This is a genomic window from Burkholderia sp. LS-044, assembly GCF_004803625.1.
GTDB classification, from domain to species: Bacteria; Pseudomonadota; Gammaproteobacteria; order Burkholderiales; family Burkholderiaceae; genus Burkholderia; species Burkholderia cepacia.
Window position 1 is genome coordinate 309,694 of sequence record NZ_SSWO01000002.1, and the last position, 22,664, is coordinate 332,357.

General features: G+C 67.2%; 20 protein-coding genes and 1 pseudogene. 11 read left to right on the forward strand and 10 right to left on the reverse strand.

Features of this window, described 5'->3' with window-relative positions; genetic code table 11:
* Positions 1-134: 134 nt before the first annotated feature.
* Both E9536_RS06535 and soxC read right to left on the reverse strand, forming a co-directional pair.
* Complete coding sequence (locus E9536_RS06535) at positions 135-659, reverse strand: cytochrome c (RefSeq protein ID WP_059697503.1); 525 nt, start codon at positions 657-659, stop codon at positions 135-137.
* Positions 652-1,908, reverse strand: a complete 1,257-nt coding sequence (soxC, locus tag E9536_RS06540; RefSeq protein ID WP_060125751.1) for a sulfite dehydrogenase — start codon at positions 1,906-1,908, stop codon at positions 652-654. Before soxC ends, E9536_RS06535 begins: the two co-directional genes overlap by 8 nt.
* A gap of 310 nt (positions 1,909-2,218) precedes the next feature.
* On the opposite strand from soxC, the gene E9536_RS06545 reads away from it, so the two are divergent.
* The 4 genes from E9536_RS06545 to E9536_RS06560 all read left to right on the forward strand — a co-directional run bounded on the left by E9536_RS06545 (position 2,219) and on the right by E9536_RS06560 (position 4,916).
* The gene (locus E9536_RS06545; protein ID WP_060319583.1) at positions 2,219-3,100 is read left to right on the forward strand and encodes an NmrA family NAD(P)-binding protein; all 882 of its coding nucleotides are present in this window, start codon (positions 2,219-2,221) and stop codon (positions 3,098-3,100) included.
* 33 nt (positions 3,101-3,133) lie between these two features.
* Complete coding sequence (locus E9536_RS06550; protein ID WP_124917543.1) at positions 3,134-3,508, forward strand: hypothetical protein; 375 nt, start codon at positions 3,134-3,136, stop codon at positions 3,506-3,508.
* Positions 3,509-3,580: 72 nt separating this feature from the next.
* Positions 3,581-4,294: an SDR family oxidoreductase gene (locus E9536_RS06555; protein WP_136469523.1), complete on the forward strand. Its 714-nt coding sequence runs from the start codon at positions 3,581-3,583 to the stop codon at positions 4,292-4,294.
* A gap of 160 nt (positions 4,295-4,454) precedes the next feature.
* A complete protein-coding gene (locus E9536_RS06560) occupies positions 4,455-4,916 on the forward strand; it encodes a MarR family transcriptional regulator (protein ID WP_060085489.1) in 462 nt (153 codons plus the stop codon).
* Positions 4,917-4,953: 37 nt separating this feature from the next.
* Here the strand turns inward: E9536_RS06560 and E9536_RS06565 are convergent, their stop codons facing one another.
* Complete coding sequence (locus tag E9536_RS06565) at positions 4,954-6,009, reverse strand: aldehyde reductase (protein WP_136469524.1); 1,056 nt, start codon at positions 6,007-6,009, stop codon at positions 4,954-4,956.
* 58 nt (positions 6,010-6,067) lie between these two features.
* On the opposite strand from E9536_RS06565, the gene E9536_RS06570 reads away from it, so the two are divergent.
* Complete coding sequence (locus E9536_RS06570) at positions 6,068-7,090, forward strand: AraC family transcriptional regulator (RefSeq protein WP_136469525.1); 1,023 nt, start codon at positions 6,068-6,070, stop codon at positions 7,088-7,090.
* A 38-nt stretch (positions 7,091-7,128) separates the two neighbouring features.
* Here the strand turns inward: E9536_RS06570 and E9536_RS06575 are convergent, their stop codons facing one another.
* From E9536_RS06575 to E9536_RS06600, 6 genes are all read right to left on the reverse strand, one after another.
* Positions 7,129-8,805: an ABC transporter ATP-binding protein gene (locus E9536_RS06575; RefSeq protein WP_136469526.1), complete on the reverse strand. Its 1,677-nt coding sequence runs from the start codon at positions 8,803-8,805 to the stop codon at positions 7,129-7,131.
* Positions 8,802-9,671 (reverse strand): ABC transporter permease, encoded by an 870-nt coding sequence (locus E9536_RS06580; RefSeq protein ID WP_081072584.1) that lies wholly within the window; start codon positions 9,669-9,671, stop codon positions 8,802-8,804. The genes E9536_RS06575 and E9536_RS06580 overlap by 4 nt, the downstream gene beginning before the upstream one ends.
* A gap of 13 nt (positions 9,672-9,684) precedes the next feature.
* The gene (locus E9536_RS06585; protein WP_136469527.1) at positions 9,685-10,695 is read right to left on the reverse strand and encodes an ABC transporter permease; all 1,011 of its coding nucleotides are present in this window, start codon (positions 10,693-10,695) and stop codon (positions 9,685-9,687) included.
* 59 nt (positions 10,696-10,754) lie between these two features.
* Positions 10,755-12,395 (reverse strand): ABC transporter substrate-binding protein, encoded by a 1,641-nt coding sequence (locus E9536_RS06590; protein WP_136469528.1) that lies wholly within the window; start codon positions 12,393-12,395, stop codon positions 10,755-10,757.
* A gap of 65 nt (positions 12,396-12,460) precedes the next feature.
* On the reverse strand, positions 12,461-13,036 hold the full coding sequence (locus E9536_RS06595; RefSeq protein ID WP_136469529.1) for a GNAT family N-acetyltransferase: 576 nt from the start codon (positions 13,034-13,036) through the stop codon (positions 12,461-12,463).
* Positions 13,033-14,187, reverse strand: a complete 1,155-nt coding sequence (locus tag E9536_RS06600; protein ID WP_136469530.1) for an MsnO8 family LLM class oxidoreductase — start codon at positions 14,185-14,187, stop codon at positions 13,033-13,035. The genes E9536_RS06595 and E9536_RS06600 overlap by 4 nt, the downstream gene beginning before the upstream one ends.
* Before the next feature lie 333 nt (positions 14,188-14,520).
* Here E9536_RS06600 and E9536_RS06610 point away from each other — a divergent pair, with 333 nt between their 5' ends.
* The 6 genes and pseudogenes from E9536_RS06610 to E9536_RS06640 form a co-directional block, all read left to right on the forward strand.
* Entirely contained in the window at positions 14,521-15,828 is a 1,308-nt protein-coding gene (locus E9536_RS06610) for an NtaA/DmoA family FMN-dependent monooxygenase (RefSeq protein ID WP_059687119.1), read from the forward strand.
* Between the two features lie 183 nt (positions 15,829-16,011).
* On the forward strand, positions 16,012-16,815 hold the full coding sequence (locus tag E9536_RS06620; RefSeq protein ID WP_124814572.1) for a transporter substrate-binding domain-containing protein: 804 nt from the start codon (positions 16,012-16,014) through the stop codon (positions 16,813-16,815).
* Between the two features lie 4 nt (positions 16,816-16,819).
* Positions 16,820-17,554 (forward strand): ABC transporter permease subunit, encoded by a 735-nt coding sequence (locus E9536_RS06625; RefSeq protein WP_136469531.1) that lies wholly within the window; start codon positions 16,820-16,822, stop codon positions 17,552-17,554.
* On the forward strand, positions 17,551-18,321 hold the full coding sequence (locus tag E9536_RS06630; protein ID WP_136469532.1) for an ABC transporter permease subunit: 771 nt from the start codon (positions 17,551-17,553) through the stop codon (positions 18,319-18,321). Before E9536_RS06625 ends, E9536_RS06630 begins: the two co-directional genes overlap by 4 nt.
* A 26-nt stretch (positions 18,322-18,347) precedes the next feature.
* The gene (locus tag E9536_RS06635; protein ID WP_136469533.1) at positions 18,348-19,730 is read left to right on the forward strand and encodes an LLM class flavin-dependent oxidoreductase; all 1,383 of its coding nucleotides are present in this window, start codon (positions 18,348-18,350) and stop codon (positions 19,728-19,730) included.
* 233 nt (positions 19,731-19,963) lie between these two features.
* A pseudogene (locus E9536_RS06640) lies at positions 19,964-20,423 on the forward strand (MFS transporter); the annotation flags it as partial.
* 1 nt (position 20,424) lies between these two features.
* Here the strand turns inward: E9536_RS06640 and E9536_RS06645 are convergent.
* Entirely contained in the window at positions 20,425-22,599 is a 2,175-nt protein-coding gene (locus E9536_RS06645; RefSeq protein WP_060319590.1) for a TonB-dependent siderophore receptor, read from the reverse strand.
* Between the last annotated feature and the right edge of the window lie 65 nt (positions 22,600-22,664).

Here is a 22,664-nt window from a genome sequence, read left to right on the forward strand (position 1 = left end):
TGCCGCGACGTGCCCCGATCCACCGGAACAGGGGCCTGCCGAATGACTGCCCGTGATGCGATCGATTCGCGCGACGCATGGCGCGACGCGCGCGGGTGCACTGCTTGATGCGGCGGCAAGCGGAGCGAGACGGGTCACAGCTTGCCCGGCCTCGGGTCGGGCACGAAGCCGTCGCGGTTCGGCATCTTCACGCGCGGCAGCGTGCGCGCGTCGAGCCGGGCGTCGCCGGGCACGATGCCGTTCAGGTGGAGGACGTACGCAGTGACCGCATAGACGTCGTCAGCGCTCAGCGATTGCGGCGCGTTGTACGGCATCGCACGGCGAATGTAGTCGAACAGCGTCGTCGCGTACGGCCAGTAGCTGCCGACCGTCTTTTTGGGCTTCGCGCTCGCGAGCGAGCCGATGCCGCCGACGAGCGGATCGCCGACACCGCCTTCGCCGCCGGCGCCGTGACACATCGCGCATTTGTCGGCGAACACGTGGCCGCCGCGTGCGACCGTGCCCGCGCCGGGTGGCAGGCCGGTGCCGTCCGGGGCGACGTCGATGTCCCACGCGGCGAGCGCCGCGCGATCGACTGGCTGTCCGAGGCCGAAGCCGGCGCCGAACGCGCCCGACGTTATCGCGCAGCCCGCCAGCAGGCAAACGAGCACCTTACGCATTGCGCACCTCGCCGTCCGTGCCGACGCGCCAGTTCTGAATGCCGTTGTAGTGATACTGCGAGTTCAGGCCGCGCGCGGCGACGAGCGCGTCGCGGGTCGGTTGCACGTAGCCGGTCTCGTCGGTCGCGCGGCTTTGCAGGTCGGCCGGCTCGCCGCGCCATATCCAGTCGGCCTCGAAGCGCGTCAATGCGCGGTCGCGTACGTCGCCGGCGAGCCGTGCCGGCCGCCACGTGCGACCGCCGTCGGTCGACACGTCGACGGCGCGAATTCGGCCACGGCCCGACCACGCGTAGCCGCTGATCGGGTAATAGCCGTGCGCGGCGAGCCGGTGCCCGGCCGATGGCCGCGTGATGACCGACTTCGCGTCCATCTCGAACACGAACTGGCGCGCGCAGCCGTCGGGCAGCAGATTCGTATATTTCGACGTTTCCTCGCGCGTCATCTCCGGCGCGCGCACCAGTTTCAGCCGTCGCAGCCACTTGATGTTCGTATTGCCTTCGAAACCCGGCACGATCAGCCGCACCGGGTAGCCGTTCTCCGGGCGCAGCCGTTCGCCGTTCTGCGCATAGACGACCAGCGCGCGCTCGAGGATCCGGTCGAGCGGCAGGCTGCGCGTCATCGCCGCGCCGTCCGCGCCTTCGGCGAGCAGCCAGCGTGCGTCGGCATCGACGCCCGTTTCATCGAGCAGCGTCGACAGCCGGACGCCGGTCCATTCGCAGCACGACAGCAACCCGTGCGTGAACTGAACGGGCAGCCCGCTCGGGCCGTTCCATTCGCTGCCCGTGTTGCCCGAGCATTCGAGGAAGTGGATCCGCGATTCGGACGGAAAACGCAGCAGGTCGTCGATCGTGAAGACGCGCGGCTCGCGCACGAGGCCGTGCACGACGACGCGATGGCGCTGCGCATCGATATCCGGCACGCCCGCGTGATGACGCTCGTAGACGAGCCCGTTCGGCGTGATGTCGCCGAACAGGTCGGCGAGCGGCGTCATCGACGAGCCGGAGCCGGGCAGCGCGGGCGTGCGGGCGCTGCGACGGATCACGTCGCGCTCGTGCTGCCCCGGCGCGCCGTACGGTGGCGACAGCAGCGGCGCACCGGGCGCGCGTGTCCACGGAGGCACGTCGAGCGGCTGGCTCGCGAGCGCGCCGCCGGTGGGCAGCATCGCGGCCGCCCAGCCGCCGGCGAGCTGGCGCAGCGCCGCGCGCCGGCCGGAGCGCGGTGCTCGGGGAGGAAAACGGGAATCGGTCATGGTCGAGCGCGTGTAGCACGCGGGAGCCGCGCGGGGAAACGATGATTTTCGGCAACCGGGCACGGCGCGGCAAACAACGATTCCCGCTTTGCTTATCGCGACTATTTCACGGGCGTACAACGCATGGCCGGTCGAAGCGCTGAGTTCAGACGAAACGCTCTCCGCCTCGATGCTCGCCACCAATGCCGCCTGCCGAACCCGGCGTGATGTTATCCGGGGCGCCAACCAAAAAAACTTGACGTTGAGAGCACATGCTCCTATTCTTCGTCTCAAGGGAGCATATGCTCTCACTTTCGAACGGAGCGAAACGATGAACGAGCCTGAGATTCTTGTGAGCGGTGCAACCGGACGCACCGGAGGTATGGCGATCGACGAACTGCTCAAGATGCACAAACGCGTGCGTGCCTACGTGCGCACCGATGACGATCGGGCGGCCGCCCTGAGGCAGCGCGGCGTCGATGTCGCGATCGGCGACTTCACCGGCATCGACGACATTCGGGCAGCGATGGAAGGCATCCGATCGGCGTATTTCCTTCATCCGATCGCGCCGGGGATCATCGGGGCCGCAGCCTATTTCGCACAGGCGGCAAAGGAAGCGGGGGTCACGGCGATCGTCAACATGTCGCAGATTTCCGCGCGTCGGGCGTCGCTGAGCCACGCGGCACAGGATCACTGGGTCTCCGAGCAGGTCTTCGATTGGTCGGGCGTCGCGACGACGCATTTGCGCCCGACCTTCTTTGCCGACTGGCTCGTCTATCCGCATTTTGCGCGGGAGATATGGGCCACGAAGAAGATCGAATTTCCGTTTGGCAACGGCCGTCACGCGCCCATCGCCAGCGACGACCAGGGACGCGTGATCGCCCACCTCCTCGCCAAACCCGAAGGCCACGAGGGCAAGACCTACACGTTGCACGGCCCCGTCGAGATGAACCACGTCGAGATCGCAGAGGCGATGAGCGAGGTTCTCGGCGCCCGGATCGAATACGCGCCGACTTCCATCGAGGAATTCCGAATCAAGATGGAGACCCTTTACAAGTTTCCGCCGTTCCTCACGCAGCATCTGGTCGAAGTCGCGCAGAACTACCGAGACGGCATCTTCTCGGGCACCAACGACGCCGTCGAGAAGATCACCGGAACGCCGCCGCTGTCGGTCCAGCAGTTCGTCGAGAAATATCGGGCCGCATTCGTGTGAACACGTCCCTGAAACGAATCGAGGGGTTTGAACATGTCACCCATCCAGCCTGATCGTCACCCGTTTCTCGATGATCTGACGGCCGATGCCGAACTGGTCAGCTCGGTGTTGCGCACGCCCGTGACCGGACGCGACGAAATCCGGCTCGCCGTCGACGCCGTCGGGACTTTTTACGTCTCGCAGACGCCCACGTTTGTTCAGGCCGTCGGCTCACGGCTCTTTCTCGAATACGAGGCCGTACTGACGAGCGGCGAGACGCTGAGCGCGGTCGTGGTCGTCGATCGTAATGCCGACGGCTCGGTGCCGCGAGTCAGCGTGCGAATGAGCCCGCTTGGCGCCGTACTGACGCTCGCGACCCGTCTGCGGGAGTCGCTTTCGAAGCAGTTGCCGGAACACGTCTTTCTTTGAGCCAGGCACCCGCGTGCTCGTGGCGGACGTCGACACGCCCCCGGCACGCGGCTTTTGAAACAGGAGCTTGTCATGGATATCAAGAACGCCACCGTCTTCATCACCGGTGCCAATCGCGGCCTGGGCCTCGCTTTTGCACGCGAGGCGCTGCGGCGCGGGGCGGCGAAAGTGTACGCCGGTATGCGCAACACGAGCGGTTTCGACGAGCCGGGCATCGTGCCGGTCAGGATCGATGTCACGGATCCGGCGTCGATCGCCGAGGCCGCGAAACGGGCGGCCGACACGACCCTGCTGATCAACAACGCGGGCATTGCCGCGCTGATCGACGGGCCTTTGGCGGCCGACGTGCAAGCGCAGTCCGCCCGCTTGTTCGATACCAACTACTACGGCGTGGTGCGCGTCACGCAGGCCTTCGAACAGATCCTCGCGGCCCAGCCGCATGCCGCGATCATCAACGTGCTTTCCGACATCGTGTGGCTCCCGCGGCCGAATCTCGCGCCGTATGCCGCGTCGAAAGCCGCCGCCTGGAGCTACACGAACCAGCTTCGCTTTCACCTGCGCGAGCGCGGCATCCAGGTTCTCGGCTTGCACGTCGGGTTCGTGGATACCGATCTGACCAACGGCATCGACGTGCCCAAGGCCAGTCCCGGTGACGTCGTACGACGGACCTACGACGCGCTCGTCGCCGGCAAGAGCGAGGTCATGGCCGACGAGGGGACCGCGGTGCTGAAGAGCACGCTTGCGGACGAGATACCCGGCTACATCACGCCGCCGGCCGGGCTTTGAACACCGCGGTCGACACGAGCCGGATTCGGCGGCGAGACACGAGGTGCGCGGATCGTGTGCCAGCGTTGTCGCTCCCGGCTATCATCGATGGATACGACCATACCTTTGCGCGACGCGTGCGTAGCGTTCGCGCAAGGAACCGAAATCAGGAGTGCACCCGATGTTGCCCGTCAACCAGCCGCTTGGCATCGATCAATGCAACTGCTTCACCGTAAGGAAGGCGAGCAGGCAGATCACCCGACTCTACGATAGTCATCTCGAACCCTCGGGCTTGCGCATCACGCAATTCCTCACGCTGGCCGCCCTGCGCGAAGTGGGAAGTACGCCGGTCAACGCCCTTGCCGAACGGCTCGATATCGAACGAACGGCGATGGGGAAGATGGTTGGCTTCCTGGAGCGCGACGGCTTCGTCACGATCAAGCCGTCGCCCACCGACGGCCGCAGCCGCCTCGTCGAACTCACCGAGGAGGGACGGCGCCTGCACGAAAGAGCCTCCCCGCTCTGGCAGGAAGCGCAACGGGAGTTCGAGCAACTGAACGGTGTGGCCAATGTGACGGCGTTGCGAGAAGGGTTGAGAGGAGTGCAGATCGGCGACGTATCGATGCGCTCGTCGCAAGACTGAGTAGTCATTCGACGAAGGGCGATGAAATCCGCTGTCGTTATAGCTGGCCGGCATCGCGCAGCAGCCCGAGGCGCACGAGGCTTTCGGCCGTGGCGACAATGGCGTCCTCGCGAGGGCGGGGCGACCAGCCGAGCAAGCTGATGGCCTTCTGGCTGGTGGCGTTCAGGTTGCGGCCGAGCAACGGCAGCGATCCTCGCAGCGCAGGATCCCTGAGTGCGCCGATGCGCACCAGCCAGTCGGGCAGCACCCGGGTGGACACATGGCGCGCGGCATCCCCCATGCGCGCCTTGAGCACCTGCGCGACTTCGGCGAGCCACATGCTTTCGCCGGCAATGGCAATGAAGCGCTCTCCGTTCGCGGCGTCGTGGGTCATCGCCCGCACATGCAGGTCGGCGACGTCGCGCACGTCGACGAAGCCGGAATTGATGCGCGGATTGCCGGGCTGGCCGTTCAGCATGCCCCTGATCAGGCGGATGGAGTGCGAATAGTCGTCGCCGAGCACGGGCCCGACAACCGTCACCGGGTTGATCGCGGACAGTTGCATGCCGCGTCCTTCTCGCGCGATGAAGTCCCATGCCGCGCGTTCCGACAACGTCTTCGACTTCTGATAAGGCCAGACATCGGCGGCCGTCAGGTTGCTCCAGTCGGTCTCGTCGAAGGGGCGGCTCATTGGCCCGTGTCCGGCGCAGATCGCACCGAAAGCGGAGGTCAGCACGACGCGCTTTGCACCCGCGTCCCGCGCCGCACGCAGCACGCGCAGCGTGCCTGCCACGGCGGGCTTGACCCAATCGTCTTCACTCGTCTGCGTGCCGGTGGGCGTGGGCGACGCGCCATGCACGACGTAGGCGCAGCCGGCGGTTGCCTGTTGCCAGCCGTCGTCGGCGAGGAGATCCGCCTCGACGAATGACAGGCGATCTCCGGGTTCTGCGCCGCCTCTTTCGAGCTGGGCGCGCACCTGCGTCTCGCGCGTGAGCGAGCGGACGGTGGTTCGTACCTGATAGCCGCGATGCAGCAGCGCCAGGATGCAGTGTTGTGCAATGAAGCCGGTGCCGCCCGTTACGAGAACCGATTCGAGGCTGGATGTGCTGTTCATGTCGTTGAATGTCAGGGACGAAGAACCGGAAGGTTAAGGGCCGGTCTGCCGCGTGTTAATGCTTTATAGTGCGATTTACTTGCGCGACAGTACGATGATGAGTGACGACCCCTTCTCCGACATCCTGAGACTCGCGAACGCCGAATCGCTGGCAACGGGAGGCTTCTCGGCCGGCGGCGCTTGGGCCATTCGCTTTCCGGCACCCGACAAGATCAAATTCTTCGCGGTGGTGAAGGGCACGTGCTGGGTCTCCATCGACGGAGAGGAAACGCCGATCCGCTTCGCAAGCGGGGATGTCGGTCTGCTGACGGCAAAACGGTCCTTCGTTCTCGCGAGCGACCCTGGCGTTCCACCTGTCGATGCGATGACGTTGTTCTCGGGCGCGGGCAAGTCGGCGGTGAAACTGGGTGACGGCGATGACTTCGCCCACATCGGTGGACACGTCCTGCTCGATCCGGTAACCGGCAACTTGCTGTCGGACGTACTGCCGCCCTGGATTCACGTACCGGCCGCATCGCCGCAGGCCGTGAAGGTGCGCTGGCTTCTCGAGCAACTCGTGGAAGAGCGGGCGGCCGATCTGCCCGGCGCGCAGCTCGTCTCGGCCCAGCTTTCGCAACTGCTTTTCATTCAGATACTGCGCGCCCATCTGAACACGTCCGCGCCCCTGGCGGGATGGTTGCGCGCGTTGAGCAACCCACGCATCGCACCCGCACTGCGACTGATGCACGGCGATCCCGCACGCGCATGGCATCTGGACGAGCTTGCCGCCGCGTGCGCGATGTCACGAACCACGTTCGCTGCGCACTTCAGGGCGAGCGCCGGCGTCGCGCCGCTGACCTATCTCGGCCAGTGGCGCATGCGGGTTGCCGAGCGCCGTTTGCGCGACGAGCGCATTCCGGTCGCCCTGCTTGCACAATCGCTCGGCTATTCGTCCGAAAGCGCATTCAGTAACGCGTTCAAGCGCATGTCCGGACATGCGCCGACGGCCTATCGTCATATCGCGCGAACGGCTGCCGAAAACGTCGGAAGTGAACGTGGCGGCGATCGCGTGGAAGCCGGGGCTACCGGTTCGACGCCGTAGCCGTCTGATGGCGGAGGGTCAGCGAGAACGGGCAAAGGTCATGCGAGCGCGACGAGCGGCGGCGAGGCACGCGCGCCGGCCAGCGTCGGCAGCGCATCGAGCAGCGACGCGGTGTACGGGTGCGACGGCGCGCCGAACACGCGCTCGACCGGGCCGCTTTCGACCACCCGGCCGCCGCGCATCACGAGGATCCTGTCGGCGACGTGATGCACGACGCCGAGATCGTGCGAGATGAACAGCATCGCGGTGCCGTGCTCGGCCTGCAGATCGGCAAGCAGATCCAGCACCTGCGCCTGGATCGACACGTCGAGCGCGCTGACGGGTTCGTCCGCGACGAGCAGCGCCGGGTTCGACGCAAACGCGCGCGCAATCGCGACACGCTGCCGCTGCCCGCCGGACAATTCGCGCGGGTAGCGGTCGATGCAACCGGCGCCGAGCTGCACCTCGTCGAGCAGTTGCAGCACGCGACGACGACGCGCATCGCCGCGGGTACCGGCCGCGTCGAGGCTTTCGCCGACGATCTGTCCGACCGAGTAGCGCGGGTCGAACGAGCTGTACGGGTCTTGCGCGATCAGTCGCAGCCGGGCGCGACGCATGCGGCGTGCGGCTTCCGGCACACCGCTCCACGGCTGGCCGTCGAGCGCGACGGTGCCGCTGTCCGGCTCGACGAGCCCGAGCACGATCCGTGCGACCGTGGACTTGCCGGAGCCGGATTCGCCGACGATGCCGAGCGTCTCGCCGCGTGCGAGCGTGAACGACACGCCGTCGACCGCGGCCGGCGCGGCGCGATCGCCGTAGCGTTTCGTCAGCGCGTCGACGGCCAGTACCGGTGCCTGCGTATCGATGCGCTTCGGCGGCAGCGGCACGCGCGCGGCGGTCGCGAGCCGGAACCCGCGCGATGCGGCGGTGGGAATCGTTGCCAGCAATTCGCGCGTGTACGGGTGCGCCGGCGCGGTCAGCACGTCGCGCGCCGGGCCCTGTTCGACGACCTGGCCGGCGCGCATCACGAGCACGCGATCGGCGAGCTCGGCGACGACCGCGAGATCGTGGCTGATCAGCAGCACCGCGTCGCCGGCATCGCGGCGCGCGCGCAGCAGCGACAGGATCTGGCGCTGCACGGTCATGTCGAGCGCGGTGGTCGGCTCGTCGGCGATCAGCAGCGATGCGCCGCCCGCGATCGCGGTGCCGATCAGCACACGCTGCCGCAAGCCGCCGGACAACTGGTGCGGATACTGCGGCAGCCGCCGCTCGGGATCGTCGATGCCGACCGCGCGCAGCAGGTCGGCGCTGCGCGCCGCGACATCGCGCCCGCGCGTGTTGCGCAGCGCCTCGGCGACGAGGTCGCGCACGCGCCACAGCGGATCGAGCGACACCAGCGCGTCCTGCAGCACGTAGCCGATCCGGCGCCCGCGTATCGCGCGCCAGTCGCGTTCGCGATGGCGGCGCGCGTCGGCGCCGGCGATCTCGAAGCGTTCGGCGTCGATCACCGCGTTGGGTCCGTTCAGCCCGACGAGGCTGCGTGCTGTGACCGACTTGCCGGAACCCGATTCGCCGACGAGCGCGACGCATTCGCCGGCATGCACGGCGAGGTCGAGCGGTCCGACGACGGGCTGCGTGCCGTGCGCGCCGCGAAAGCCGATCGTCAGGCGCTCGATGCGAACCAGCGGTGCGGCGCGGGCCGGTGTTGCCGGCGCAGCGGATGCGATCGTGCTCATGCTGCCTCCCTGCGTTCGAAGCGCGCCTGCCAGTAGCCGCCGAGCGCATTCACGGCGATCACGGCCGCGGTGATCGCGACGCCGGGCCACACCGCGATCCACCACGCGTTGTACAGATAGTTGCGGCCCTCGGCGAGCATCAGCCCCCATTCGGCGGCGGGCGGCTGCGGCCCCATGCCCAGGAAGCTCAGTCCCGACGTGCCGATGATCGCGGTGCCGAGCCCGATCGTCGCGAGCACCGGCACCTGCGCGATCGCATGCGGCAGCACGTGCCGCCAGACCAGCACCGCCGGTGCGAGGCCGAGCGTGCGCGCGTGCTCGACGTAGCCGGAAGCCGCGACGACGAAGGTTTGCGCCCGCACCACGCGCGCGAAGCGCGGCACCGACGCGACGCCGAGCGCGAACACGAGGTTCACCGCGCCGGGGCCGGTGAACGAGATCAGCATCAGCGCGAGCAGCAGGTCGGGGAATGCGGACACGACGTCGAGCACGCGCGTGATCAGCTCGTCGAGCCAGCCGCGCGCAAGGCCGGCAAACAGCCCGAGCGCGGTGCCGAACAGCGTCGCGACGCCGATCGCGGCCGCGCTGATCGACAGCGAGTAGCGTGCGCCGTACACGACGCGCGAGAAGATGTCGCGGCCCAGCTGGTCGGTGCCGAGCCAGTGCTCGGCACTGCTGCCGAGCTGCGCGGACAGCGGATCGGCGGCCAGCGGATCGTAGTGCGCGAGCCAGCCCGGTGCGATGACCGCAATCGCGTTCAACAGCAGATAGACGGCAGCCAGCGCGAGGCCCGGATGGCGGCGCAGCCAGCCGGCCGCGGCGGATGTCGCCGGGGCGCGCAATGTGAGATCGACGGGAGTGGACATCGAAGCCTCCGGTTCAGCGCGGTGCGCGGCGATCGCGCAGGCGCGGATCGATCAGCAGGTACAGCAGGTCGACGGCGGTGCTGAGCGCGACGTAGATCGCCGCGGACAGGATCGCGATCGCCAGGATCACCGGCATGTCCTTCGACAGCACCGCGTCGACGGTTATCTTGCCGAGGCCCGGCCGGCCGAACACCTGCTCGGTGATGACGGCGCCGCTGAGCAGCCCGCCCACGAGCCAGCCGGCGAGCGTGACGGCCGGCAGCGCCGCGTGGCGCAGCGCATGGCGCACGCGCAGCGCGAGGCCGCCGATGCCCCACGAACGCACCGTGAGCGCATACGGCTCGTCGAGCGCGCGCTCGATGCCTTGCCGCAGCACGCGGCCGATCACGGCGCCCTGTGCGAGCCCGAGCGACAGCGCGGGCAGGACGAGCGACGCGAAGCCGCGATCGCCGGCCACCGGGAACAGCTTCAGCGTGAAGCTGAACACGAACAGCAGCATGATGCCGAGCCAGAACGACGGCGTCGACGCGAGCAGCAGCTCGACGCCGGATGCCGCGCGCCCCGCCCAGCGGCGACCGGCCGTCAGCACGGCGAGGCCGACCGCGAACGCGATCGTCACGACGAACGCCGCGCCCGTGAGCTTTAGTGTCGGCCACAGCTGGCCGAGCACGAGCGGTGCGACGTCGGTGTTCAGGATGTACGAGCGGCCGAACTCGCCGTGCAGCACGCGCCACAGGTAGTGCACGTATTGCAGCGGCAGCGGTTCGTCGAGTCCCCATTCCCGGCGGATCGCCGCTTCGATCTCCGGCGTGCTCAGCTGCTCGCCGATCAGGATGCCGACGATGTCGCCCGGTGCGAGATGCACGGCCGCGAACGACAGCGTGACCGCGGCCCACAGTACGAGCGCGCCGGTCGCGAGCCGCGTCGTGACCGGCGAATGCAGCCAGCGGCGCCAGGGGGCCGGCGAGCGTGCGGCCGGCAGCGCGTCCGGGACGGGGACGGGAGCGGAAGGCGAAGGGTGCATGTGCGATATCTCCTGTCGGTTTGGCGCGGCGTGCGGGGCAACGCGCTCGACGCGCCCGCCTACTTCTTGATCCACACGTCGTACGGGTTCTCGGGCATCTGCGCGAACGAGCGGAAGCGCAGCCCCTGGACGGCCTTCGCGGCGGCGATCTGGTCTTCGGGCTCGTACAGCGGCACCGCGTACGCCTGCTCGTTGATCGCGAAGTGCTGCAGCTCGCCGTACAGCTTCTTGCGTTCCGCGATGTTCTGCGTGCGTGCGGCCGCCTGCAGCCAGCGCGTCAGCTCGGGCGCTGCCGCACGGCTGTAGTTCAACGCGCCGCCGCGATCGACGGGCAGGTAGTGGCCTTCGATGTCGATGCCGTCCGGCGGTGTGTTCGAATTCGCGATCGAGCCGAACTTGCCGCTCTTGCGCGCTTCGACGTACGTGCCGTCGTCGACGTACTGGATCTTCAGGTCGACGCCGAGTCGCTGCCGCGCCTGCGCCTGCAGTGCCTGCAGCAGCACGTCGCGCTGGTCGCGCACCGTTGCCTGCGCCTGGATCACCGCGATCGTCAGCCGTTCGCCGTTCTTCGTGCGGTAGCCGCCGCTGTCGCGGATGTTCCAGCCGGCTTCGTCCAGCAACTGGTTCGCGAGCTTCGGGTTGTTGCCGTAAGTCTTTTCGATCGACGCGACATAGAGCGGATCGATCGGCGACGTGACGCCCCATGCACGCGTGCGCTCGCCGCGGTAGATCGACTGCACGATGCCCGTTATGTCGAGGCCTTCCAGCAGCGCCCGGCGCACCTTCACATCCTGCGTGGGACCGTAGCCGACGTTCAGGAACAACGAGTAGGGCGTGCCGGTGTTGAGCGCGCGGCGGTAGGTGAAATCGGCGTTCTTGCGGATCAGCGCGGCGTCGTTGCCGGACACGCCTTCGATCACGTCGACCTGGCCTGACAGCAGCGCGCCGGTGCGCACGGACGATTCGGGCAGGAACCGGTAGATGATCCGGTCCAGGTACGCGGGGCCCTGGTGGCCCGCCGTCGGCGGCGCCCAGCGATAGTCGGGGTTCTTCGCGAATTCGATTTCCTGCCCCTTGACGTAGCGGCGCAGGATGAACGGGCCGGTGCCCGCGATGTCGGGGCCGCCCGATTTCAGGCTCGGTCGGTCGAACGCGTTCGGCGACAGCAGCGGCAGCCGGCCGGCGAATGTCAGGAACGGCGCATACGGCGCATCGAGCGTGATCGCGACCGTGTGCTCGTCCGGTGTCTTCACGTCCGCGACGTGCGAGATCAGTCGCGCGAGCTGGCTGCCGGCGGAGTACGACAGTTCGCGTGCGTTCAGGAAATTGCGCGCCACGGCCTTCGCGTCGAACGGCGCGCCGTCGGTGAACTTCACGCCGTCGCGCAGCGTGAACGTATACGTCTTGCCGTCGGCGGAGACCTTGTAGCCGGTCGCGAGCCACGGCACGTAGCTGCCGTCCGGCTTCTGTGCGAGCAGGCTTTCGTATGCGTTGCGCAGGAGCAGCTCGACCTTGTCCTGGCCGTTCAGTTGCGGGTTCAGCGTGCGCGGCTCCGTTTCGACGCCCCAGGTCAGCGCGCCTCCGGAGACGGGCGTGCCCTGTGCGAACGCCGCATGCGGGAACGCGAGCGCGACCAGCAGCGCGGCCGAGGCGGTACGGCGCGAAGCGCGGAGAGCGGAATCCGGAAATGCGAATGTCATGCGTGGCAGCCTTTCACGAGGTGGGTAGCAGGGGATGCGGTGCGCGAAGCCCGGAGGAGGGGGCGTCACGCGTTTGCGTGGAGCGGCACGTCGTGCGCGGTGGTATCGTCCGCCGCCGGATCGCGATAGAGATCCGGGAGCAGGATTTTCCGCAGCCAGACGAGCGGCGTGCCGAGCGCATTCGTCGAGCGATCGAACGGCAGGTAGCCGTTACGTTCGTAGTACGGCTGCAGCCACGGATGGTTGGTCGCGGTCGCGAGATAGGTCGCGGGCGCCTTCACCTGCGCGGCCAGGAACCGCGATTCGACGTGCTCGATCAGTGCGTGCCCGAACCGCTGCCGCTTGAACGCGGGCGCGACCGCGAACCAGTGGAGGAACGGATACGGCATGCGGTGGCGTTCGCCGGATACCCATGGAAAGCGCACGGTCAGCGTGGCCGCGAGGGCCGGTCGGCCTTCCGGTGTCGTGTGTTCGAGCACGAACGTGGTTTCGCGCGCAACGGTCTGCGCGACGCGCTCGATCGGCGAGCGCGTGATCGTGAAAAGCACGCCCTGCGGCACGAGCGGCGCATACGCATCCTGCAGCAGCGCGTAAAGGGCCGGCACGTCGTCCGCGCCGGCGATGCGGATCGTATCGGTCATCGCGCGGTGCCCTCGAAGTCCGGTTGCGGCGTCGCGGCGCGCTCGCGCGATTCACGCGCATCGGGCCGGTACTGCGACGCCGCCGCACCGTGCTCGTCGGCCGACGCGCCTGCCAGCAGCCGCAGCGACGCAATACGCGGTGCGGCATCGGCGAGCGGCGTATCGATGACGAATTCGTCAATCCCGTGGCGGCGATGCAATGCGTGCAGTTCGTGCAGCACGTCGTCGCGCGTGCCGTGCACGATCCGCGTTTCGCGCGGATCGATGCGATGGGGGCCGCCGCCTGCCTGCCGGATATAGGCGTGCGCCTGATCGAGGCTGCCGACGTTGACGGCAGGCGTGTCGCCCACCTGCACGCGAAAGCCCCGATGTCCGCTCGCCAGCTGCGCGGCCGCGTCGCGGGTTGCCGCGACGATCGCGGAGACCGCAAGCAGCGGCGTGCGGCCACCGGATGCGCTGCGGTATGCATCGAACGCGCGTTCCAGATCGGTCGGTGAGGCGTTCAAATGCGACGCGTAGACGAACGCCCAGCCGAGCCGCGCCGCGAGCGCGGCGCTTTCCGCACTGGCGCCGAGCAGGAACCGTTGTGCGGGCTCGAGCGGGCGCGGCGTCGCATGCAGCGTGGCGTCATCCTGCCCGGTCGTATCGGCAGCCGTGGCTGCGCCCTGAAGATGACGATTCAGTTCGTCGGCCAGATCGGCGAACGCCGCGCGCCGCGCGGGATCGTAGCCGGCCTGCAGCGCGCGCGTCGACAGCGGCAGGCCGCCCGGCGCCTTGCCGATACCGAGATCGACGCGGCCCGGCGCCAGCGACGCGAGCAGGTTGAAGTTTTCCGCGATCTTGTACGGACTGTAGTGCTGCAGCATCACGCCGCCCGAGCCGACGCGAATGCGCCGCGTATGCGCGAGCACGTGCGCGATCAGGATCTCCGGCGACGGGCACGCGAGCGCGGCGGTGTTGTGATGTTCGGCGAGCCAGTAGCGGTGATAGCCGGCGGCATCGGCGAAGCGCGCGAGCGACACGCTGCGCGCAAGCGCGTCGGCGGCCGTTTCTCCCGGCGCGACCGGGCTCTTGTCGAGCACGCTCAAGCGGAACGGCAACGCGGTCGAAGCGGACGAATCGGAGTCGGAGCGGATGGCGTCGAACGTCATGATGAAGCGATCGGCGCGGGTCGAAACGGCCTGATCAACGGGTTTGGCATGCCGAATTATTTTGCGGCGCCGTTCGCACGGTCAAACAATCAAGAAGAATATCGAAAGCCGAAAATATTCGTTCCGGCCGACCGGGGGGCTTGCATTATGGTCGTTGACTGCGCGTCGTCTCGCGGCGTGTGCCCGGCGCCTGCCGGGCGATGCGGGGCCACGATGCCGACATGAAGTGTCCGATCGAACGGAATCAAGAGGAATACAGATGAATGAAAAATGCGTACTGCGTGAGACGCTCACCTTCGTTACGCGCCATCGTGCGACGAACGGAGCCGTGTCATGAGCGGCGCACGTAGACGGTTGAAGACGCTCGTCGGCGCGGCGAGCGTGCTGTACGCACCCGGCGACGCGGATGTCGTGCACGGTGTGCGACGTGCGGCGTCGCTCGCACGCAAGGCGGAAGCCGAGAAGATCACCGGTCTCTTTACCGCCGACCTGCTGCAGGCCGATTCGGCCGGCCTCGCCGGCACGACGGGCAGCCAGGAGCCGATCGTCGCGCTGGCGGCGCTGAGCCAGGCGACGTCGGCGATCGGCCTCGTCGCGACGGTGTCGACGACGTATCACCATCCGTACAACCTCGCGCGGCTGATCGGCACGCTCGACCACGTGAGCGGCGGCCGTGCTGCGTGGAACGCGGTGACGTCGTCGGTCGGCGAGGAGAATTTCGGCGATGCGGCGCTGCCCGACCCCGAACGGCGTTACGCACGTGCGGCCGAATTCGTCGAGGTCGTCAACGCGCTGTTTGACGCGAACGATCCGGGCGCGACGCGGCGCGGGCAGGGCGGTGGCATCTCGGTCGATCCGCGCAAGCTCGGGGCGATCGACTATCACGGCGAGCACTTCCAGGTGCAGGGGCCGCTGAACGTGCCGCCGTCGCCGCAGCGTCGGCCGGTGCTGTTTCAGGCGGGTCAGTCGGCCAGCGGCGTATCGCTCGGCGCGAGGTACGCGGAGGTCGTGTATACGTCTCAGCCGACACACGAAGACGCGCGCGCATTCGTCGCCGAACTGCATCGGCAGGCCATCGCATTCGGCCGCGGCGACCGGCTGCCGCTCGTGATGAACTCGTTCCATTCGGTGATCGGTGAATCCGATGCCGACGTCGCGCGACGGTTGCGTGACAAGCATGAACGCATCGATTACGAACAAGGCCGGCTGAAGCTCGCCGACATGCTCGGCGGCGTCGTCGACCTGCGCGACCTGCCTCTCGACCAGCCGTTGCCGGGGTCGCTGCTGCCGGCGATCGACAGCGTGCATCGCCGGCGAGGGCGTGTTGCGATCTTCGTCGGCTATGCGCGTCAGCGGCTGACGCTGCGCGAGCTGATCGTCCGCGCGCAGGAGACCGGCCACTGGTTCGTCGCCGGCACGCCGGAGCAGCTCGCCGATGCGATCGAGGCGCGCTATCGCGCGGGGCTCGTCGACGTGCTGTCGCTGCACGGGCTCGGTCAGCCGGACCAGGAGGATCTGCTGCTCAATGGCTTGCTGCCCGAATTGCGTCGTCGTGCGCTGCTCGATACCGACTACGTGGGCGGTGATTTCCGCGCGAATCTGGAGTTGCCGGCGTTGCAGCGCGAAACAGCGGAGGCGTGAGCGGGCGAACGGTCGAACGATGCACCGTGCCGCGCGTTCGGCGGTGCGCCGTTCCGCCATATCGCGCGATCAGATATTCATCGAAAAAATAACCATTTGGTACACACGTCGGCGCGCATTACAGTCTCGCCTCCTGCCGGCTGCGACGCCGGTCGTTCCGACGTTATTTCAGAAATTCGCCACATGAATCGTTTGATGCGTTCCAGTGTCCGCCGTGCCGCGGCCGCGGTGTTTGCGGTCGGCCTCGTGCCGGCTTCCCATGCGGCCCAGCCGACGTTGCGCGTCGGAATCGACGCCGAATCGTATCCGCCATTCTTTTCGAAGGACGCGGCCGGCAAGTGGAAGGGCTGGGAAATCGACGTGCTCGATGCCGCGTGCGGCAAACTGAACGTGCGGTGCGAACTCACCGACATTGCTTGGGACGGCCTGATTCCGGCGTTGCAGAACCGCAAGATCGACGTGATCTGGTCGTCGATGACGATCACCGGCGAGCGGCAGAAGGCAATCGATTTCAGTCGCGCGTATTACGAATCGCCGACGGTGTTCGTCGGCGCGAAAAGCGATCGGCGCCGCGTCGACTGCGCGGTGCCCGCGAGCTTCAAGGGTCGCGTGATCGGCGTCGAGGCCGGCACGAACTTCTCGGCGTTCCTCGATTCCCGCTTCAAGCCGGATGCGCAGATCAAGGCGTTCGACAAGTTCGACAACGCGCTCGCGGATCTGGTGTCCGGCCGGGTCGACTACGTGCAGGAAGGCAAGGGTCTGTTCACGGCCTTCCTCGCGTCGCGCGACGGCAAGGACTTCGAGGTCAAGGCGACGTGCGCGGACAACCCGGTGCTGGGCCTCGGCATCGGCGCGGGCGTGCGCCAAGGCGATGCGCTGCGCGGCAAGCTGTCGACCGCGATCGCTCAGCTGCAGCAGGACGGTACGTGGGATGCGATCACCGCCCGCTATCCGAACCTGAAGGGCACGATCGAGAAGGGCCGCTGACCCGATGGCCGCGGACGACTCGCTGCTCGCGCTGCTTGCATTCGACGACGGTGGATATGGCCGTGTGTTCGCGGGCGCGTTCGCGCTGACATTCGGCGTCGCGGCGTCGTCGTTCTGCACCGGCGTGCTGCTCGGCATCGCCGGCGCGCTCGGCAAGCTGTCGCGCCACGCGCCGCTCGCATGGCTCGCGCGGCTCTACACGACGCTGGTACGTGCGCTGCCCGAGCTGTTGTGCCTGCTGCTCGCGTTCTATGCGCTCGCGCCTGCCGTCGAGGTCGCGCTGCGCCGCGGCGGCCTGGTGCCCGACGGCTTCGCGTTCCCGCCGTTCCTCGTTGCTGCGCTGTCGCTCGGTTTCATCCAGGGCGCGTATCTGACCGACATCTTCCGCGCGGCGCTCGTCAACGTGCCAATCGGGGAGATCGAAGCCGCGCATGCATACGGGATGACGCCATGGCAGACGTTCACGCGCGTCCGGCTGCCGGCCGCCGCGCGGCTCGCATTGCCGGGCGTCGGCAACGTGTGGCTGAACGCGACCAAGGACGCGTCGTTCATCAGCGTGCTCGGCTCGTTCACGGACTTGCTGAAGGCGAGCCAGCTCGCGGCCGGCGCGACCCGTCACTACGTATTCTTCTATCTCGTCACGGCCGCGCTGTTCCTGCTGCTGAGCATCGCGTCGACCGGCATCTTCGCGGTGCTCGAGCGGCACGCGAACCGTGGCACGAGGCGCGCAACCGCATGATCTTCTCGCTGCCGTTCCTGCTCGATACGGTGATGCCGAAGCTGCTCGCCGCAGTGCCGACGACGCTCGCGCTGACACTTTTTTCGGGCGTGGCCAGCGTGCTGCTGGGCGTGCCGCTCGCGCTCGCCGCCGGTGCGCGCCATGCGCCGCTGCGCTGGTCCGCGCGCGGCTGGATCATGCTGATTCGCGGCACGCCGCTGCTCGTTCAGCTCTATTTGCTGTACTACGGATTCGGGCAAATCGTGCCGCGCGAATGGATGCGCGACAGCTGGGCATCGCCGCTGCTGCGCGACGCGTTCTGGTACGCGATCGTCGCATTGAGCGTGAACGAGAGCGCGTATGTCGCGACGATCCTGCGCGGCGCGATCGCCGGCGTGCCGGCCGGCGAGATCGAAGCCGGGCACGCATACGGCATGACGCGCGCGCAGGTGCTGCGCCGCATCGTCGGCCCGCGCGCCTGGCGGCTCGCGCTGCCCGCGCTCATCGGCGAGGCGATCCTGCTGCTGAAATCGACCGTCCTCGCGTCGACCGTGACCGTGTTCGACGTGATGGGAACGGCCAATACGCTGCGCTTCGAGACGTTGCGCGTGTACGAACCGCTGGCCGGCGCGGCGATCGTCTATGTCGTACTGGTCGCGCTGCTGATCGTTCCTGCCGGCCGTTTCGAGCAGCACGTCAATCGCTACCTTATGAGCGCGCCAGACGAGCGCACGCCAGCACGGCGCCGCCGCCGCGCGTCGTCGGGCGCGTGGGCGGCACCCAACTGATTCCTTCCCTGATACCGATTTCGACGATGTCCGATCCTCGCCCGTTGCTGTTTTCCCTGTATGAACAAGCCAGTGTCGGTTGCGGTGGCGCACCAAGCCTGTGGACCCACCCCGCCGATGAACGGCTGCGCGCCAATACACTCGCGTTCTGGTCGAACCTCGCGCGCACGGCCGAACAGGCCGACCTCGACATGCTGTTCTTCGCGGACGTGCTCGGCCTGTACGACGTCTATGGCGGGTCGGCCGATGCCGCGCTGCAGTGGGCGGTCGAGTCGCCCGCGAACGATCCGATGATGCTGATTCCGGCGCTGGTCGCGCAGACCGAGCGGCTCGCGTTCGGCGTGACCGCGAGCACGACCTACGAGCATCCGTTCGCGCTCGCGCGCCGCTTCAGCACGCTCGATCATCTGAGCAACGGCCGGATCGGCTGGAACATCGTGACGTCCTACCTGACGAGCGCGGCGCGCAACTTCGGGCTCGACCGGATGATCGGTCACGACGAACGCTATGCGCGCGCCGAGGAGTTTCTTGACGTCGTCTACAAGCTGTGGGAAGGGAGCTGGGCGGACGACGCGGTCGTCGCCGACAAGCACGCGCCGCGCTATGCGCGTGGCGACCGCGTGCGGCCGATCGCGCACGAAGGCACGCACTATCGCGTGCAGGGGCCGCACGTCTGCGCGCCGTCGCCGCAGCGCTCGCCGGTGCTGATCCAGGCCGGCTGGTCCGGGCGCGGACGCGAATTCGCAGCGAAGCACGCGGAGGTGGTGTTCGTCGCGAAGTCGAATCCGCACGAGATCCGCGCGGGCCTCGACGAGATTCGCCGGCAGGCGGTTGAACGCGGCCGGTCGGCGGACGACGTGAAGTCGCTGACGGTGCTGCGGATCGTGACGGCGCGCTCGTCGAGCGACGCGAAGGAGAAATACCACCTGCTGCAGCAGCACTATCACCAACACGCGCAACTCGTCAGCTACGCGGGCGACACCGGCATCGACATCGACCGCTATGCGGACGACGAACCGCTTACGACGCAGACGGAAGGGCTCACGTCCTACGTGATGAGGCCCGACGGCAGCGGCAAGCCGCTCACCGCCGGCGACGTGCGGCGCAAGTTCGCGAGCGTCACGCGCGGCACCGACCTGATCCTCGTCGGCTCGCCCGACGAGGTCGCCGATCAACTCGCCGAGCATGCGCGGCAGTCGACGACGAGCGGCTACATGCTCAATCCGCTTATCAGCCCGGGCACGCTCGACGATTTCGCCGAACTGATCGTGCCGGAATTGAAGAAGCGCGGCCTGTACCGGACGACGGCACCGGCCGGTACTTTCCGTTCGCGCCTGAGCGGACGGGATCGGTTGCCCGATACTGCGTATGGTTCGTCATTCAGACACTCGGCCGTGGGGTTGGTCTGACCTCAAGCAATTCGGTGCCGGTATTTTCAGCGCGCAACCGACGCTCCGGTGTCGTGGAACGTCCGGACGACGGTCGGGGGTTGATCCGCTTGGCGGGTGGTGAGGTGCAAGTTTTTCGTGTACTAAAACGACAAGCGAGGGCGCGCCTTGATGAGCGATGCAAGGCGTACTGAAGCCTGGTGAAGCAGGCTCACCCCGGTGTGTCCTGATCATTCTCGCGGGGCATACGTTTGATGCGCATCGATCAGCCGGCCTTCTTGGGTTCCCTTTTTTCTGTCGCGGATCGCGGACCAGATGCTGCTCTTTCTGGTGCCGCTCGTCGTCTTTCAGATCACGCATAAAGCGACGTGGTCCGGGCTCGCATTTTTCATCGAAGCGTTGCCGCGATTCATCGCCTTTCCGGTCTGCGGTGCATTGAGCGACCGCGTGCCGCCCGTTCGTGTGCTGCGAGCGAGCCGGATCAGTCGTGCCATCGCCTGCAAGATCGGCATTGCCGGCTATGTCGCCTGGAGCGGAATCGGGTGGCTGATCGCGTTGTCCGCCGTCTGTGGCGCACTCACGAGTCAGGGGCTTGTCGCTCGCGAGGTGCTGCTGCCGCAGATTTTTCCGCGGCAGCGCTTCGAAAAAGTGCTGTCATATACGCAGCTTGCCGAGCAGTTGGGTGTCGTGCTCGGGCCGATCGTCGCGGCGGCACCTAGAAATCCGAACGTACGGTCAACATCACGTTGCGCGCATCGCCGAATACGCTGTAATAGGTGCTGGGCGGACGAATGTAGTACCTGCGATTGAACACGTTATTCAATTGCAAGGACGCCGTCACGTGCTTGGTGAAACGATATCCCGCTTGTGCGTCGAAAACCGCATAGCCGCCCTGTTCGACGCCACGCGAAATCCGCGTTTGAGCGAGCATGCCGCCCCCGATCGAGAATCCGCGTAACGGGCCTTGCGAGAGCGTATATCGGGTCCACAGCTTGAACAAATGCTTCGGATCCGTGCCGTCGGTGAGATCGGGAGAGTCGTTCTCGTAGTGTGCGTTCAGATACGTGTAGCCGGCATAGAGATTCCAGTCTGGCGTCGGCTGGCCAGTGAGTTCGAGCTCGATACCCTGATTGCGTGCCTTGCCTGCGGATACGTAATAGAACTGATGGGCAGGATCGGCAACGGCGCGGTTGTCGTCGTTGATGCGGAACAGCGCGGCGTTCGCATTCAGGCGGCCATCGAGCAGGCTGCTTTTTATGCCCACTTCGTACTGCTCTCCCGAGCGCGGCGGCAGGCCCGGCCCCGAGTACGTGCCTTGCGTTTGCGCATCGAGGAACCGCGCGTAGTTGGCGTAGGCCGTCAGCGACGGCACGATGTCCCACAGCAAGCCGGCGGACGGCAGGAAGCGATGATTGACCTGTGCGTTGGTCGTCCAGTCCGCGACGCTCGGCAACGTCGACTGCGTGCGGTCTTGCAGGAACGCCTCACGGCCGCCGAGCACGAGCGTCAGCGGCGTGGCGAGCTTGATACGCGCCTGCGCATAGACGCCGTATTGCACGGTGCGATGATTGGTGCCGAACGTGTACGGTACGTCCACGGCGGGTACCGCATTGGGATCGTAGAGACTGTAGGCGCCACCGTACGGGCCGCTCAACGCACGGTAACCCGATTGCGCGCCCGATGTCATCACGGCGTAGTTCGCGCCGATGGTCAGCGTATGCGTCTGCCCCCAGAGGCGGACCGGGCCGGATACATTGGTGTCCGCGCCGAACCAGTCATAGCTCGTGCGCTGCCGCTGGTCTCCGAAGCGCGCGAGGCCGTTTGCGGTCGCGCCGGGGCCGGAGTACGCGTAGTAGGCCTTGGAGAGTTCGTGGCGGTAGAACAGCGTGGTCGAAGATTGCCACGCGTTTTCGAACCGATGCACGAGGTTGGCGTTGACCTCCTGCAACGAGGTGTACGCGTAGTTCCAGCTCGGACTGAAGTTCCGCGTATATTCGCTCGGCACGCGCCCGGTGAGCGCGGTACGCGTGCTGTTCAGCACGCCGCCCGCACCGTAATCGATGCCGGAAATCGGCGAGACCTGATAGCCGCCCGAGAACGACAGCGTCGTGCGCGGCGTGAGGTCCCAATCGAGCGCACCATAGGCCATCACCTCCTTGCTGCGCGTGCGCTCGATGGATTGCATACCGGTGCTGCCCACGAGAACGGCGCGTCCGCGCAGCGTGCCGTCCTTGTTCAGCGGCCCGGTGACGTCGATCATCTGGCGCACGCTGCCGAACGAATCGACCTGTGTTTCCGTGCCGAGATGGAACTGATCCTGAGGGCGCTTGCGCACGAGATTGACGACGCCGCCCGGCTCGCCCATGCCATCGATCGAGCCTGCCGGGCCGCGCAGGATTTCGACGCGGTCGTACATCGCCAGATCGAATTGCAACTGATACTGCAGGCCGCTCAGCGTCGGGACCCCATCGAATTCAATGCCGAGCTGCGAGCCGCGCGCGCGGAAGTACGCGGTACCGTCGCCGTAGTCGATCGAACTGACGCCGGTCACGGAGCGCAACGCCTGCTGGATGGTCGTGATGTTCTGGTCGTCCATCCGCTCGCGCGTGAGCACCGAGACCGAGTTCGGCGTCTCCTTGATCGATTGCGCGACTTTTCCGCCGATGGTGGCCCACTTTGCAGCGTAGTTGCCGCTGCCTTCGGTTGTCGCATCGGCGTCCTTTGTGCCCACCACCGTCAAGGCGGGCAGCATGCCGCCGGCCGGGGCGGGCGAGCCTTGCGCGTTCGCCCACGAGGAGGCGAGGCACAGCGCCGAAAAGGCGAGCGGGGCACCGCTGCGTCGTCCCGTCGTCACGCGCCGCGCGCGCGGGTGGTCTATTCTCGTTGTCATGGTTGATCATCCCGATGTTGAAAAACGTCGAACTGCTTCCTCCCGCCAGCGGCGGGTTGAAAAAT